15 protein-coding genes are annotated in these 15876 nt (G+C 60.8%); 3 read left to right on the top strand and 12 right to left on the bottom strand.

Annotation, left to right across the window (positions count from 1 at the left end):
* Positions 1 to 746 precede the first annotated feature (746 nt).
* The gene (locus DKB71_RS20565; RefSeq protein ID WP_408597050.1) at positions 747 to 1178 is read left to right on the top strand and encodes an NUDIX hydrolase; all 432 of its coding nucleotides are present in this window, start codon (positions 747 to 749) and stop codon (positions 1176 to 1178) included.
* Positions 1175 to 1705 carry a GNAT family N-acetyltransferase gene (locus DKB71_RS20560; RefSeq protein ID WP_408597048.1) on the top strand — a complete coding sequence of 177 codons (531 nt, stop codon included), beginning with the start codon at positions 1175 to 1177 and terminating at the stop codon, positions 1703 to 1705. Before DKB71_RS20565 ends, DKB71_RS20560 begins: the two co-directional genes overlap by 4 nt.
* Here DKB71_RS20560 and DKB71_RS20555 read toward each other — a convergent pair.
* From DKB71_RS20555 to DKB71_RS20535, 5 genes are all read right to left on the bottom strand, one after another.
* Positions 1683 to 2237: an SCO family protein gene (locus DKB71_RS20555; protein WP_408597046.1), complete on the bottom strand. Its 555-nt coding sequence runs from the start codon at positions 2235 to 2237 to the stop codon at positions 1683 to 1685. The two genes, DKB71_RS20560 and DKB71_RS20555, sit on opposite strands and share 23 nt — an antisense overlap.
* Positions 2238 to 2240: 3 nt before the next feature.
* Positions 2241 to 3377: a hypothetical protein gene (locus DKB71_RS20550; protein WP_408597044.1), complete on the bottom strand. Its 1137-nt coding sequence runs from the start codon at positions 3375 to 3377 to the stop codon at positions 2241 to 2243.
* Positions 3378 to 3389: 12 nt separating this feature from the next.
* Positions 3390 to 4922 carry a multicopper oxidase family protein gene (locus DKB71_RS20545; RefSeq protein ID WP_408597042.1) on the bottom strand — a complete coding sequence of 511 codons (1533 nt, stop codon included), beginning with the start codon at positions 4920 to 4922 and terminating at the stop codon, positions 3390 to 3392.
* 178 nt (positions 4923 to 5100) lie between these two features.
* Positions 5101 to 5337, bottom strand: a complete 237-nt coding sequence (locus DKB71_RS20540) for a hypothetical protein (protein ID WP_408597040.1) — start codon at positions 5335 to 5337, stop codon at positions 5101 to 5103.
* A gap of 108 nt (positions 5338 to 5445) precedes the next feature.
* A complete protein-coding gene (locus DKB71_RS20535; RefSeq protein ID WP_408597038.1) occupies positions 5446 to 6363 on the bottom strand; it encodes a LysR substrate-binding domain-containing protein in 918 nt (305 codons plus the stop codon).
* Between the two features lie 417 nt (positions 6364 to 6780).
* Here DKB71_RS20535 and DKB71_RS20530 point away from each other — a divergent pair, with 417 nt between their 5' ends.
* On the top strand, positions 6781 to 7971 hold the full coding sequence (locus tag DKB71_RS20530; RefSeq protein ID WP_408597036.1) for an epoxide hydrolase family protein: 1191 nt from the start codon (positions 6781 to 6783) through the stop codon (positions 7969 to 7971).
* A 203-nt stretch (positions 7972 to 8174) separates the two neighbouring features.
* Here DKB71_RS20530 and DKB71_RS20525 read toward each other — a convergent pair whose 3' ends face one another.
* The 7 genes from DKB71_RS20525 to DKB71_RS20495 all read right to left on the bottom strand — a co-directional run bounded on the left by DKB71_RS20525 (position 8175) and on the right by DKB71_RS20495 (position 15754).
* Entirely contained in the window at positions 8175 to 9164 is a 990-nt protein-coding gene (locus DKB71_RS20525) for an MBL fold metallo-hydrolase (protein ID WP_408597034.1), read from the bottom strand.
* 147 nt (positions 9165 to 9311) lie between these two features.
* The gene (locus tag DKB71_RS20520) at positions 9312 to 10469 is read right to left on the bottom strand and encodes a GGDEF domain-containing protein (protein ID WP_408597032.1); all 1158 of its coding nucleotides are present in this window, start codon (positions 10467 to 10469) and stop codon (positions 9312 to 9314) included.
* A gap of 89 nt (positions 10470 to 10558) precedes the next feature.
* Positions 10559 to 11344, bottom strand: a complete 786-nt coding sequence (gene otnI / locus DKB71_RS20515) for a 2-oxo-tetronate isomerase (protein ID WP_408597030.1) — start codon at positions 11342 to 11344, stop codon at positions 10559 to 10561.
* A 162-nt stretch (positions 11345 to 11506) separates the two neighbouring features.
* Positions 11507 to 12145, bottom strand: coding sequence for an aldolase (locus tag DKB71_RS20510; protein ID WP_274076231.1), 639 nt, complete (start codon positions 12143 to 12145; stop codon positions 11507 to 11509).
* On the bottom strand, positions 12142 to 13434 hold the full coding sequence (gene otnK / locus DKB71_RS20505) for a 3-oxo-tetronate kinase (protein WP_408597028.1): 1293 nt from the start codon (positions 13432 to 13434) through the stop codon (positions 12142 to 12144). The genes DKB71_RS20510 and otnK overlap by 4 nt, the downstream gene beginning before the upstream one ends.
* Before the next feature lie 19 nt (positions 13435 to 13453).
* Positions 13454 to 14428, bottom strand: a complete 975-nt coding sequence (gene denD / locus DKB71_RS20500; RefSeq protein WP_408597026.1) for a D-erythronate dehydrogenase — start codon at positions 14426 to 14428, stop codon at positions 13454 to 13456.
* 15 nt (positions 14429 to 14443) lie between these two features.
* Positions 14444 to 15754: an MFS transporter gene (locus tag DKB71_RS20495; protein WP_274076234.1), complete on the bottom strand. Its 1311-nt coding sequence runs from the start codon at positions 15752 to 15754 to the stop codon at positions 14444 to 14446.
* Positions 15755 to 15876 lie beyond the last annotated feature (122 nt).

Raw genomic sequence — 15876 nt, 5'->3', positions numbered from 1 at the left:
GGCCACCATCGCATCGCCAGCAAGCCGGCTCCTACAGATGCGCGCAATGCCACACATTCATCATGGCCCCACAAATCCTGTAGGAGCTGGCTTGCCGGCGATGGCGGTGTAACGGCCACCATCGCATCGCCAGCAAGCCGGCTCCTACAGATGCGCGCAATGCCACACATTCATCATGGCCCCACAAATCCTGTAGGAGCTGGCTTGCCGGCGATAGCGGTGTAACGGCCACCATCGCATCGCCAGCAAGCCGGCTCCTACAGATGCGCGCAATGCCACACATTCATCATGGCCCCACAAATCCTGTAGGAGCTGGCTTGCCGGCGATGGCGGTGTAACGGCCACCATCGCATCGCCAGCAAGCCGGCTCCTACAGATGCGCGCAATGCCACACATTCATCATGGCCCCACAAATCCTGTAGGAGCTGGCTTGCCGGCGATAGCGGTGTAACGGCCACCATCGCATCGCCAGCAAGCCGGCTCCTACAGATGCGCGCAATGCCACACATTCATCGTGGTCCCACAAATCCTGTAGGAGCTGGCTTGCCGGCGATAGCGGTGTAACGGCCACCATCGCATCGCCAGCAAGCCGGCTCCTACAGATGCGCGCAATGCCACACATTCATCATGGCCCCACAAATCCTGTAGGAGCTGGCTTGCCGGCGATAGCGGTGTAACGGCCACCATCGCATCGCAAGGTGAACTGACCGTATGATGTTGGCTTCATCGTCGATAAGGAGATCGCCATGTCGCCAAACAAGGCTTGCCCCGTCATTCTCTCCAGCAATGCTGGCCCCCGCATCCTTCTGTTCCGCCATCCCCTGGCAGGCGTGCAATTGGTCAAGGGCACAATCGAGCCAGGAGAAACACCCGCCGAGGCCGCTCTTCGTGAGTTGAGCGAGGAGTCTGGAATAGACGACGCCTCGGTTGTCCGTGACCTGGGTTGCTGGAACGCCGAGCATCTCGAGCAGGTATGGTCGTTTCATCTGTGCCACGCACAGGCGCCGCTGCCCGAACAATGGACCCATCAAACGCGCGATGACCATGGCCACGCCTTCAGCTTTTTCTGGGCCCCGCTTGATGAGTTGCCGATTGCCGATTGTCATCCGCTCTTCCGTCGGGCATTACGGCACCTGACGGCCACGCTTCGGCCTGAACACAGGAGAGTTGATGAATGAAGACATTCAAGATTCGCGAGCTGAAAAGCACCGACACCGAAGCGTTGCTCGCATTCGAAGTCCGCAACCGTGAGTGGTTCGAATCCCATATCGATGCCCGCGACCCTTCTTTTTACTCATTGCAGGGCGTCGCCGAGCATATTCAAGGCTACTTATCCGGTTTCGCCATCGGCGCCTGGCATCCGTTTGTCATCGAAGACTGCAATGAAAAAATAGTGGGTCGAGCCAACCTGAAAAGCATCGACCCAGCGACGGGGTCTGCGGAGGTGGGCTATCGAATCGATCGCGACGCTTGCGGCCAGGGCCTGGCGACACAGGCGGTCCGACATCTGATCGAGCAGGCACAGCGCCGTTGGCAACTGATGCAACTGATAGCTTATGTGTTCAAGGAAAATGTGGGCTCGAGAAAAGTGCTGGAACGCTGCGGATTCGTGCCTGAACAACCTTACGGCAACGAAGAACCGGGAGCCGAATGCCGATTTGTCCTTTCGGTTTTTCCCGGCACTAATGCTCAGCCAGCGCAGTGACCACCTGTTTCTCTATTTCCTGCTCGTCCAGCCCTCGCCCGAAGTGCTTGAGGTAGCGGCCCTGGCTGTCGAGTAAGAACAGGAGGGTCGAGTGGTCCATCATGTACTGGTCCGGTTTATCGCCGGTCGGCACTTTCTTGTAGTACACGTGGTAGACATCGGTGATGTGGGCGATCTCTTGCACCGAGCCGGTCAAGCCGACGAAATCACTGGCGAAGTATTTCACGTAGGCCTTGAGTTTACCGGGGGTGTCGCGCTCCGGGTCGATGGTGACGAAGACTGGCCGCACCCTGATGCCTTGCTGTTGTTGCAGTTGGCGGCTGATGCGGGCCATTTTCGCCAGGTCAGTGGGGCAGATGGCCGGGCAGGTCATGAAGCCGAAGTAGAGCAACACCGGCTCGCCGAAACTGCGCTCGTTGACCCGCTGGCCATTCTGATTGGTCAGCTGGAACGGCCCGCCGATATCGGTACGCGTCGCTGCGGTCGTAATGGCTGCCAACCCCATCAATAGCAGTGTCGCTAGCCACTTCATCGATCAATATCCTCCGGAATAGGTCAGCGCCAGCCCGACGAGTTCCGACATCTGACCGTCTTCTTTCTGGGTGCCAGCCGAGAGGCCGAGCTTGATCTGCCCGGTGATGTTGTAGGTCAGGCTCAGCTCGTTGAGGTAATCCTGGCGATCCGCGCCTCCTGTCGATTCGCGATGCTTGTCGGTGCGGGTCGCGCCCAGGGCCCAGTCGCCGAAATCGAAAGTCAGCGAGGTGGTCAGGTAGCGGGTATCGTTGCCTTGAATGCCGTCTTCGTTGTCGACATCGGCAAACTCGATGAAGGGCACGATATCGAAGTAACGTCCGGCCAGCGTCGGCTCCAGATCAGTACTCGGTTCATAGGCCCAGATGTAGCGGGCAGAGGCGATCTTGATGGTCTCATCGTCTTCGCCAGGTGGATCTGGCTGCGTCTGATCCTCGGCCTGTTTGTTGAACATGTAGCCCGCCTGCATTTCCAGATAAGGCACCGCCGGAATCGCTATCCAGTTCACCGTCACGGCGTAGGAATCGAGTTTGCCGGTATTCGACGGGCCGCCGTCGCTGCGCTGCAGCTTCTCGCCATGGCGCAGATACGGCCGGCCGAGGAATGAATTATCCGCGGTATAGAGACTCAGGTTCGGCTCGATCATGCCCAGTTGCTGATCGAAAAACCGATACGCCACAGTGCCGCCGAGCATGCCGTCCAGATCATAGGTACTGACGAAATCCTCGGTATAGAGGCCGGGCGCCTGGTCCTGCGCGCGCCCGAACGGCACGTGGTATTTGCCGACCGAAAAAGCCGAGTTGGCGTTGTTCTGGTAATAATTGAGGTCGTTGATCACCAGGCCCACGCCTTCGAAAAAACGCTTTTGCCCCGGTTCCGGCCCGTCGACGGGATTGATCTCGGTGGACAGCTGGATCTGCTGATCATGGGTGAAGCGGAAGTAGAAGGTGCTGTTGATGTCCGGGTAGGCGTCCGTGCTGTTGCGATTGCCACCCTGGGGCACGTCGGCATGCACGTGGTCATACTGAAAGGTCGCATCGTAATCCATGCCGACATTGGGGTACTGCCCGTCATCGGCCAGCGTCGTCTCGACACCGCACACCGATCCCAGCAACAACACAGCCAAGCGATAGTTGCTCATGGCGCCCCCCCTTTACTTGATGAGCGGGCTGGACGCTTTCGGGTCCTGTCCGGTGTTGCGCAGGTAGGAGCACAACTGGTTGTTTTCACCGTACAGGCCGCCCAGGGGTTCGAGCTTGACCGCCTGCTCGTAATCCTCGGGCTTGACCACCTGGATCGCCTGCATCATGCCGCCGTCCTCGTGTTCGAGGATGTGGCAGTGGTAGACGAACTTGCCGAGGATCACCGGATCGCGAAAAGGGATTCGTACGGTGATCGAACCGGTGGCGGGGATGAACACGTTGTCCCGATAGCCGCTGAATTGCACCGGTTTGCCATTGATCTCGGTGACCTGGAAGTCCACCTGGTGGATATGAAACTGGTGCAGTTCCTGGGACGGATTGAACAGCCGCCATTCTTCGACATCACCGAGCTTGACCGTGGTGTTGACCCGGTCCAGCTCGAAGCGCGTGCCATTGATCAGGAATGCGTTGGGGTCGGTGTCCGAGTCCTGGAAGGCGAACTGACGAGTCTTGTTCACCGCGATCTTGCTGAAGTCTTCGGCGGTTGGATAGGCGCTGGTGATCTGTCGGGTCGCGACCCGCTCGCCGCTGGAACGCAGCACGGCGAGTCTGGCCGCCGGGTAATCGTCACCTGCCGGGCCGGTGTTGCCGGAACCCGTTTCGACTTCGTAGGAACCGGCCGGTGGCCCGACCACCAGCACACTGAAACGCGCCGACGGCCCGATCAGCACCTGGTCGGTGTCGACCCGGCGCGTAACGGTATTGCCGTCGCGCGACAGCACCTGCATCGACTGACCGTTGATGCGAATGCGGAAGTACTGGTTGGCGGCAATGTTGATGAAATGCCAGAGCTGCGTTTCCCCCGGCTTGATGTCGATGATCGGCACTTCCTGGCCATTGATGGTGCGAATCGACGGGGCGCTGGTGATGATTTCGCTGGCCACTTTGCCGGTCAGGGTCTTCTGGAAATTGCGCAGGACCAGCACTTGCTCCTTGATGCCCTTGAGCTCGGGAAACGGATCGAGCATGCCATCGACCAGGATCGGCCCGGCGATCCCGGCCGACACCTGGCGCTGCGAGCCGCCGTGAAAATGACTGTGATACCAATAGGCGCCAGGGCTGTGTGCGAGCGGCAGCTTGACGTTGTACTCACCGACCTGATGAGGCGGGGTCACGCGAAAAATGTTGTCCCCCAGATCCAGGGGCGACACCTGCATGCCGTGGAAATGCAGGTTGGTGATCTCGTCCATGCGGTTATCCAGGCGGATCGCCATGGTGCCGCCGGGGCGCGTTCGAATCAGCGGCGAATTGTAATCGCCATTGAACACCAGGGAGACGTAGCGCTCATTACCCACATTGACCTGCTGCTCGGCCGCGGTCAGCGTGGCGTGGGTCACGCCGCTGGCATCGTAGGTGAATTCGGGATTCTGCCGCAGAGGAGGGGATGCAGGTTCAGCGGAAGGGTGGGTCGCACAACCGCTCAATGCCAGGGAAACTGCGCTCGCGCAGAGTGCAAGGGAACGGACGCTGAAAGCTCTGGGCATGATCGCGACCTTCGGTGCGCAAGGCCACGTCCGCTGTGGCGCTCAGTAGTATTTGCGAATCTTTCGCAGTGTAGAACAGGGCGGATGACTCGCAAGTTTTTTGGACCCAGCGTTACGCCAAAGCGATGAAGTGAGCTTTTTTAGCCGGGAAATGCCCTCATTCGGCGATGTTCGACCGTCAGAGATGCTTTTTCTCTTCTTTGTCCAGATGACGATCTTCCTTGTGACGTTCCTTATCCAGCTCCTTGGCTTCCTTATCAATATCCTTGCCGTCGCGGTCGACATCCTTGTCCACGTCACGAACGTCATCCCTGACGTCCTTGGCAATATCACCTTCAGCCTGCGCGGTGCCCATATAAGAAAACAGCCCCGCGCCCAGCATTAGAATCACGAGAGTTGCCTTGAGGATTCGCATGGGGGTCGCTCCTGGTTCGTCAACGCCATCGTTTGCTCAGGAACTGAAAAAATAGGTGCAAACGCTTGTTATTTCCAATCCGTTGGTCTTTCTGCGCCGAAGCAGGCTTCAACCTCTGGCCCGGTGCCGCAGGCGCGAGTAGGAAATCAGCATGCTGGTCAGTTCCTGGGTCACTTGGGTGAAGGGCGACACTCGACGGCTGATCAGGCACACCTCACGGGATTCCAGAGGCTCGCGAATATCGATGCTGACCAGCGAGGAGGAAAACAGCTTCATCTCGGCGAGCATGGCGGGTTCGATGGTCAGGTAATCCGTCTCGCAGATGATCTGCAGGATTTCCAGGAGCGATTCGGTGGTGATCGCGATCTTTGGCGGTGGCAGGCCCTGGGTGCGGAACAACTCGAGCAGATGCTTCTCCGCGCTGCCTGCAACCCCGGCCGGGCGCACGCTGACCCATTGGCAATCGACCAGGTCGTGCACCGAGCGCGCATTCGCCAGGGGATGCCCCTTGCGCGCAATGACGCTGGCTTTGGAGTGGTAGAGGCGCTCTATGTGCAGGTCGATGTCGCAGACGTTGGGCGTAAGAGGGCACATCACGAAGTCGAGTCGGCCAGCGCGAATCATCTCGATCAGCATCCTGCTCGCGCCACTGGCGACGTGCAGGTGCACCTGGGGAAAGCGGCGGGTAAAACTGCTGAAGACAGGCATCAGGCACCCCGTCAGGGGTTCTGCGGAGACACCCAATGCGATCTGGCCTTCGTGCAGGCCATTGCACTGTCGCACATCTTGCACCGCGCGATCGCAATCGAGGACGATCGAGCGCGCCCGGGTCAGGAGCACCTTGCCGGCCGGGGTCAGGCTGATGCCTTGATTGGAGCGTACCAACAAGGTGGCCCCCAGTTCTCTTTCCAGGCTTTGAATCGACTCTGTCAGCGTGCTCTGGGCTATATCCAGTTCTCGTGCCGCCGAACGCAAGCTGCCCATGTCGACCACTGAGCAAAAGGCTCGAAGCTGGACCAGCTTCATGCAGCACAGCCGCCGGGACGGAGGTGGATACGCTCACCGCCAGGTGCAGTGATCCAGTTGTTACCGTTGTGGCCATGGCAAGCGTGAGCGGTAGGGCTAAACATTTTGTGGCTGGAATTCATGGCCAAATCTCCAAGGGTTAGCTGTCGCTATCGATTTAATCGCATGCGATTAATATTCGACTAAACACTGGATGAAGTCAAAGCCAATGCGGTGCCCTGGCGACAGGCGGCGGTGGGCGGAAAAGGCGAAGGAGATCGTTTTTTCCGTTCTATTCGCACCTTTGGCGTGCCTATAAAATCAACTCTGTCAGTTAGATAGCTGACTTTATTAAACCTTAATCTCAATAAATCCAATAACTGCAGCCAATCAAAAGTTGGCTCTGCGAATCACTTCGCGCCCAGGAATCTTGACGCTATGAGCAACACTTCAATAAAAACAGAAATCCGTCCGTTTCATTTTTACGCCGAGGAAGCCGATCTTGCGGAGTTGCGCAGACGCATTACAGCCACCCGCTGGCCGGACAAGGAAACAGTCGATGACGCCTCCCAAGGCGTTCAACTGGCGACGATCCAGAAACTGGCCAGCCACTGGGCAACCCGGTATGACTGGCGCGTCATCGAATCGAAAATAAACGCGGTACCAAACTTCATCACCCATATCGATGGCCTGGATATCCATTTCATCCATGTCCGCTCGAAACACGAGAACGCCTTGCCACTGCTGATGGCGCACGGCTGGCCCGGCTCGGTGATCGAGTTGATGAAAGTCATCGGGCCACTCACCGATCCGACGGCGCACGGTGGCAGTGCCGACGATGCGTTCAGCCTGGTGATTCCATCGATGCCTGGTTACGGTTTCTCGCAGAAACCGACCGAGGCCGGCTGGAATCCCGAGCGTATTGCCGATGCCTACATCGAGCTGATGCAGCGTCTAGGCTACACCCGCTACGGGGCACAAGGCGGTGACTGGGGTTCGATCGTCGTTGACCTGATGGCGGTCAAGGCGCCCGCCGGCTTGATCGGCATTCACTCGAACATGCCCGGGGTTATCCCGCCTGAACTCGATGCGGCGCTGTTTCGCGGCGAACCGGTGCCGGCTGGTCTTTCCGTGGAGGAGAAGCGCGCGGCGGATCAACTCGCCTTCACCTATAAGCACATCGGCTACGCGATCATGATGGGCGACAGGCCGCAGTCGCTGACAGGTCTCTCGGATTCACCCGTCGGCCTGGCGGCCTTCATGCTCGATCACGATCCTAAAAGCCAAGCGATGATCGCCCGCTCCATTGACGGGCAAGCGGAGGGGCTGACCCTCGATGACGTCCTCGACAACATCACGCTGTTCTGGCTGACCAACACAGCCATTTCCTCCGCCCGGTTGTACTGGGAAAACCGGTCGACCTTCTTCGCGGTCAAGGGCGTCAACATCCCGGTGGCGGTCAGCGTGTTTCCCGATGAACTGTATGCGGCGCCGAAGAGCTGGTCGCAGCAGGCCTATCCCAAGCTCGTGCACTACAACGAAGTGCCAAAAGGCGGGCACTTCGCTGCGTGGGAACAGCCGGAGGTTTTCTCAGGCGAAGTGCGGGCCGGATTCAAGTCGATGAGGTAAGCGACGACCCCTGCGTACGATTGAACCGCAATTGACCGCGATCCCTGTAGGAGCAGCCGGTCGACGCTCGATTGCTCGCGATGGTCGTTAACGATGACGCGGAAAACCTGACGCTCCGCGGTGCTCTCGGGTTTTTCGCGAGCAATCGAGCGTCGACCGGCTGCTCCTACAGGGGTCCACGACAACCCGCGCCAGCGGGTATGTCAGTAGTCCCAGAAAGCCGCGACCCAGCGAAAGGCGTCCCCATTGACGGCCACCCGGCCAACGGAGGGGAACGGCAGGTGCGTGGCGACAAAAAGCTCACCGCTCGCCGCCGCCTCTCGCATGAGTCGCACCCGAACGCGAACCGACTCCTCAGGGTCGTGTTCAAAACCGTTGTGCCAGTCGGGATGCTCGAAGGCGACCGGGAACAGGGCGTCGCCGGCGAACGTTAACCGCTCGCCGCCGGACGTCACGTAGACCACGCTGTGACCCGGGGTGTGGCCGCCGGTGAGCTTGACCACCACGCCCGGTGCCACCTCGTACTCGTCTTCGAATGTCCGCACATTGCTGCGGTAAGCGTTTATGAACTGATTGGCGGTTGCCCGCAGGACGTCCGGTACCGGTGAAGGCATGTCGGTGTGGGTGAAATCCGGCGACTCCCAGAACGCAACCTCGATAGCCGCAACGTGGATGCGCACGTCTGGCCGCAACTTGTTCTTCACCTCATCGACCAGCAACCCGCCGATATGGTCCATGTGCATGTGGGTAATCACCACGTCGGTTACCGCCGAAAGCTCGATACCCGCGGCCTCCAGTCGCTTGGGGAACTGCCCGGCCCGTGGAAAGCCCGGGAACTGTCCACCCAGTCCTGCGTCGACGAGAATGGTCTGCTCGCCACTGCGCACCACCAGTACGTTCAACGCCCAATCGAACGCGTCCGGCCCCAGGAACATCTCCTTGAACCAGGCCGCGCGGGCGGCCGGGTCGGCATTGGTGGACATCGTCGCGGTCGGCAGCGGCAGCACCCCATCGCTGATCACCAGCACGTCGATCTCGCCGACCCGCAGCGCATAGCGCGAAGGCACCAGTTCCTGCGACCCCGATCCACCGGAGTACGGGGTGCCGGGCAAGCTCGATTCTGACGCCGGCTGGCCGCTGCTTTTCTGCTGTGTACCAGCCGTTGGGGTGGGGTAGTCCAGATGCGTTGTCATGGTCGTTCACCTATTGCCAGGATCAATCGGGCAATCAGTGTGCAACGCCACACACCGCCCTCGATACCATACGGGCGTATAGCGGGCTTGCACTTTAGCGTGAGCGTTTCCCACCAAAAGATACTGCGGGGGCCTTTCGTGCAGGCCTCAACCAGAAGCGGTCTGATCGACCAGGCGCATGCTGTCGCGTCCGCCACGCTTGGATTGATAGAGCGCCGCATCGCTTTGCTCGATCAATGCCGCCAGACTGGCGGGCGGATGGTCGAACAGGTTGGCGCCGATGCTCAGGGTCACCGCTTCCGGGGTGGCGAATGACTGGGCGGCAGCGTGGTGAAATTGCTCACGCAGCGCGCTGCCCAGCCCGACGATTTGCTCATTCGAGGCGTTGCGCAGCAGGATCACGAACTCGTCACCACCGAGTCGCGCCGCCAGTGCGCCTTCGGGCAGGATTGAGCGGATCATCTCGCTCAGCGTGACCAGCAGGCGGTCGCCAGCGGTATGGCCGTAGAGATCGTTGACCTGTTTGAAGTTGTCGATGTCGATCAGCAACAAGGCACCGGGGCGCGCTGGCGAGACGTCATCGAGCAGACGCGTTGCCCGCACTTCGAGGGCGCGGCGGTTGTACAGGGCGGTCAACGGATCACGGGCGGCCAGCCGGGCGATGTGTTTCTCGCGCCGGTAGCGTTCGGTGCCGGTCATGGACAAGGCGATCAGCATGATCGCCATCGCGCCCTCGACCAGGGATATCTGAATGATCTCGCCACGAAAGGCGGCAAGATCGATCAGCGTCCCGGGAACGATGGCGGTGATCGACTTGGCCAGATAGAACAGCCCATGCACCAGCAGCACATAGCGCAGTTGCACCGCGCCCACGCTCAACGACTTGCCATGGGGACGCAGGAGGAAACTGGCCCTGAGTGTCGTCACCGCCACCAGCAGCGAATTGGCCAGCAGCATGACCTTGGACCACGACGGCTCGTCCGGTAACAACAGCAAGGCCATCCAGGCAACGAAGATCAGGTACCAGGCACGGGACAGGCGCGTCTGCGTGAAGCGTGCGACACCCAGCAGGAAACACCAGTGGGCCACCACCAGCAGGCCGTTGGCGAACCAGATGCCGACCAGCAACAGCCCGGAGCTGCGCAGCAAGGCGAGCGTCGAGCCCAGGGTGATCGTGGCGAAACCCGCGCTCCAGAACAGCAGCGAGGGCTCGCGAATGCTGCGCCATTCGATTGCCAGGTACAGCGCGGCAGCCGCTGCGAGGGCGATCGAGAGAGTCAACATCGTGGGAGGGTCGAGCGCCATAACCTGGAGAACCTTTCTGATCTGCGGTGAAAGGCGTGATTGTAAATGCTCGGGCCGGTTTTTCGCAGATCCTGCTGCCCATCAATGACTCAGCGGGCCTGCCAATCACGCAGCCATTGCAGACCTTCGCTGGTGTTGCCGCGTGGCCGGTACTCGCAACCCACCCATCCGCTGTAGCCCAGTTCATCAATCAGATTGAACAGGTAGGGATAGTTCAACTCGTTGTGCAGGTCCGGCTCGTGGCGATCCGGCACGCCCGCGATCTGGATATGACCGATGCCGGCGAAATCCCGACGCAGCTTCGTCGCCACGTCACCCTCGACGATCTGACAATGGTAGATGTCGAACTGGACCTTGAGATTGGCCTTGCCGACCGCTTTGCAGATCGCCTGTGCCTGATGCTGGTGGTTGAGGAAGAAGCCCGGAATGTCGCGGGTGTTTATCGGCTCGAGCAATACCGTGACGCCGACTTTGGCGGCTTCTGTTGCGGCGTGGCTGAGGTTTTCCAGGTAGGTCTCCTGGTGTCGGGCACGGTCGGCTTCGCTCGTCAGCAGGCCGGCCATGACGTGGATGCGGTCATTGCCGAGGATCGCGGCATACTCCAGGGCCTGGTCGAAACCGGCGCGAAACTCCGCTTCACGGCCAGACAAGGACACGGTGCCTTTTTCGCCCGCCGCCATATTGCCCGGCGGCGCGTTGAACAGGGCCTGGACCAGGCCGTTGTCATCGAGCCGCTGTTTCAATTGTTGCGCGCTGTAGTCGTAGGGGAACATGTATTCCACCGCCTGGAAACCGTCGGCGGCGGCCGCGGCGAAGCGGTCGAGGAAATCGTGTTCCGGGTAGAGCATGCTGAGGTTGGCAGCGAAACGAGGCATGGGTACTCCTGAAATCAAAAATAAAAGCGTAAGGCTTTTGTAGGAGCAAGCTTGCGCGCGATGGAGGCCAACGATAACGCGAAAAACCTGACACGCCGCAGGGCTCTCAGGTTTTTCGCGAGCAAGCTCGCTCCTACAATTGAACAGCCTAAGGCCAAGGTGTTACCACTGCACGCCAAAAACTTCGCGCAACTCGTCCAGTGCCGCCTGGTCGAGCGGAGCCGGTTTGGGGTTGCTCATCAGCCACAGGCGCGCGGTTTCTTCCAGCTCTTCCAGGGCGTAGCTCGCCCTCGACACCGAGCTTTCCCACACCACCGGACCCAGCCGCTCGAGCATGACCCCGCGCACGCTGTTGGCCAATTGTGCGACACGCTCGGCCACCTTCGGCGAGCCGGGGCGCTCATAGGCTATCAACGGGATGTGCCCGACCTTCATCACCTGGTAGGGGGTCAGCGGCGGCAGGATGTCATCCTGCTGCCAGACCCCGGCCAGCGTCAACGCCACCAGGTGCGTCGAGTGGGTGTGGACCACGCCGCCGACCCCCGGGTTGCGATCATAGACCTCACGGTGCAAGGCCAGGGTCTTTGACGGTTTGTCGCCGCTGACCCATTCCCCCGCCAGGTTGACCTTGGATATCGCCGCCGGGTCCAGACGGCCGAGGCAAGCGTCCGTGGGCGTGATCAGCCAGCCATCGTCGAGGCGGGCGCTGATGTTGCCGGCACTGCCGACCGTGTAGCCGCGGCTGTATAGCAGGCCGCCGACGTCACAGATTTCTTCGCGCAGGGCGTTTTCATTGTTCATGCTGGAACTCCCGCCAGGTGCTTGAGCGCCTTGGCGAAGAAGTCCGGGCCACCGAAGTTGCCGGACTTGAGCGCCAGGGCCATGGGTTCCCCAGGCGTGCTGACACAGGCGGGCACGCCCGGGTCAATTTGCGCACCGATCTGCAATAGCTGGATATCCAGGGCTTGCACCACCGCCCCGGACGTTTCTCCGCCGGCGACCACAAAGCGCCGGACCCCGGCCTGGTGCAGCCCGCTGGCGATTCGGCCCATGGCCTGCTCGACCATGTTTCCCGCGCGCTCGGTACCCAGCTCACGTTGTACGGCCTTGACCTCATCCGGGGAACTGGTGGCGTAGATCAACACCGGTTCGGCATGATCAGCAGCGAAGGCTATTGCCTGCTCGATGACTGGCTGTCCCGCCGCCAACGCCAGCGGATCGATACGAAAGGCCGGGCGACCTGCCTGCAGCCAGGTCGCCACTTGCCCATTGGTGGCTTGCGAAGCGCTGCCCGCGAGCACCACTTCGCCGCCTTCGACCGCAGGTACCCGGGCGGCATCCAGGTCGCGCAGTTTACCGGCACGGCGGAAATTATCCGGCAAGCCCAGTGCCAGGCCTGAGCCTCCCGTCAGCAGCGCCAGACCGGCGCAGGCTTCGCCCAGCCGATGCAGGTCAGCATCGGACACGGCATCGGCAACCGCCAGGCGCACACCCTCGGCGCGCAGCTGCGTCATGCGGGCGCGAATGCGCTCGACGCCCTGGGTCACGCTGTCATAACGCAGCAGGCCGACCTTGCCTTGGCTCTGCGATTGCAGGACCCGAACCAGGTTCGCGTCAGTCATCGGGGTCAGCGGGTGATGCTGCATGCCCGACTCGCTGAGCAACTGGTCCTGGACGAACAAATGCCCGCGAAACACCGTGCGGCCGTTTTCCGGGAAGGCCGGGCAGGCGAGGGTGAAATCGCTGTCCAGTGCCTCCAGCAGGGCTTCGCTGACCGGGCCGATGTTGCCGGCGGCGGTCGAGTCGAAGGTCGAGCAGTACTTGAAGAAAATCTGTTCGCAGCCACGCTCACGCAACCAGCGCAGTGCTTCGAGCGACTCCTTTACGGCATCGGCGGCCGGCACGGTCCGGGACTTCAGGGCGATGACGATCGCGTCGGCATCGAGTTGGCCGGCGACCTCGGCAGTGGGGATGCCGATGCTTTGCACGGTGCGCATGCCGCCGCGCACCAGCATGTTGGCAAGGTCCGTAGCACCGGTGAAATCGTCCGCGATGCAGCCCAGCAGGGGGCGGGCAGGGGCATTCAACATGTCGGGCTCCTCCATCGGTTTAGCCGGGCAGATATTCAGTGATGAACTGCTGGATCATGGCGCTGAACGCCTCATCCGCCTTGAACCCCAGGTCCCGGGAGTAGGTGGCGCAGAACGACCCTGGCCATGAACCGACGATGCGCTCGATCGCCGGATTGCGCTCCAGGCGAATCCGCGCGGCCACTTGCGCACCCGCGATCTGGCGCAGGGCATCGATCATCCGTTCGACGGTAATCGACAGGCCCGGCATGTTGATCACCCGGCCCTCGGTCAATTGCGCGCCGGATAGCTCATGACCATGGATCAGGTTTTCAATCGCCAGCCTTGGCGACATCAGCCAGAGCCGCGTATCGAGGGCTACCGGACACACGCTGGGCTGGCCGTTGAGCGGTTCGCGGATGATCCCGCTGGCGAAGCTCGAAGCGGCCAGGTTGGGTTTGCCCGGGCGCACCACGATGGTCGGCATGCGCAGGCTGCGGCCGTCGACGAAACCGCGGCGGCTGTAGTCAGCGAGCAGCAGGTCGTTCATGGCTTTTTGCGTGCCATAGGAACTCTGCGGAGCCCAGACCTGATCGTCACGCACCTGTTCCGGCAATTGCCCGCCGAACACCGCGACGGAGCTGGTCATCACCCATTTCGGGCAGGTGCCGAGCAGGCGAATGCGTTCGAGCATGCTCTGGGTCGCGGTGAAATTGATGCGCATGCCCAGTTCGAAATCGGCCTCCGCCTGGCTGGAAACCACCGCAGCCAGATGGAAGATGCTGTCGGTGCCGGCATCGATCAGGCTGTCCAGCACTTCAGGGTCGGCGATATCGCCACACACCACCTTTACCCGCGGATCATCGATGCCTTCGAGCGCGACCATGTCGAAGGCGACGATTTGCCTGATCGGTTGAGACTGGCCTGCGCGGTCGGTGAGCGAGCCACGGGACAGCAGGGCCTGGATCAGACGGCGGCCAAGGAAGCCGGCTGCACCGGTCACGAGAATTTTCATGAGTTACTCCATACGTCAACGGTTGACGAGCTTTCCGGGAATTCTGAAGACCAGCAGGGCACCGAGGAACAGCGCGCTTGCCATCACATACATGCCGATCGTGGTGCTGTGGGTGGTGTCCTTGAGGAAACCCATCAGGTACGGCGAGACGAAGCCCGCCAGGTTGCCCCAGGAGTTGATCAGGGCAATGCCGGCGGCCGCAGCGGTGCCGCCGAGGAAGGCAGTCGGCAGGCTCCAGAACAGCGGCAGGGTGCTCATCGCCCCCATGGAACCGAGGGTCAGGCCGATCATGGAAATCGTGAAGTTGTCGCTCCAGGTGGCGGAGATGAACAGGCCGATGCCGCCCAGCACCGCGGTCAGCGCCAGGTGCCAGCGACGCTCGCGCAACCGGTCGGCGCTGCGCGACACCAGGATCATGGTCATGGCCGCGGCGGCATAAGGGATGGCGGTGAGCATGCCGACCTGCAATACATCGCTGACACCGGCCTGGCGGATCAGCGTCGGCAGCCAGAAACCGACGGTGTAGAAGCCGGCGATCATGCAGAAATAGATGGCCGTCAGCAGCCAGATGCGCGGCTGCAGGAACACCTCTTTCAGGCTGTGGGTTTGATGGCCTGCGGTTTCTGCGTCGATGCGGGTCTGCAGCAGGTGTTTCTCTTCGCTGGTCAGCCAGCTCGCTTTGGAGATCCGGTCGCTGAGGCAGAAGATCACCAGGATGCCGACGGCGATCGAAGGCAGCCCTTCGAGGAAGAACAGCCATTGCCAGCCGGCAAACCCATGGTCACCGTTGAAGGCGCTCATGATCCAGCCGGACAGGGGCGCACCAATCAGCCCGGACAGCGGCACTGCCGTGGCGAACAGGGCATACATCTTGCCGCGGCGATGGGTCGGGAACCAGTAGGACAGATAGAGGATGACACCCGGGTAGAACCCGGCCTCGGCGATGCCCAGCAGGAAGCGCATGATGTAGAAGGACATCGGCGTGCTGACCAGGGCCATGGCCGAGGAGATGATGCCCCAGGTGATCATGATGCGCGCGATCCACAACCGCGCGCCGACCCGATGCAGGATCAGGTTGCTGGGAATTTCCACGAGGAAGTAGGCAATGAAGAAGATCCCTGCGCCCAGGCCATAGACGGCCTCGGAAAATTGCAGATCGTCGGACATCTGCAATTTGGCGAAACCCACGTTCACCCGGTCCAGATAGGCGACGAGGTAGCACAGCAACAACAACGGCAGGATTCGCCACGCGACCTTGCGATACGCCAGGTCCTCGAAGCGATCGGCGGGCGCGATGGCACCGGTTTGAATCACTGATTCAGTCATGTGTTTCCCCCATCCTTATTTTTGTAGTGGGTGACGTTTTTTTATCGGAGTAACATGAAGGTCGGTTTTTTATCATAATACGTCATACGAATTCAAGGCGCATAAGTCAGGGAGGACGACGG

The organism is Pseudomonas sp. PLMAX (assembly GCF_046042685.1).
GTDB lineage: Bacteria > Pseudomonadota > Gammaproteobacteria > Pseudomonadales > Pseudomonadaceae > Aquipseudomonas > Aquipseudomonas putida_AE.
This window is presented reverse-complemented; position numbering and strand designations above follow the sequence as displayed.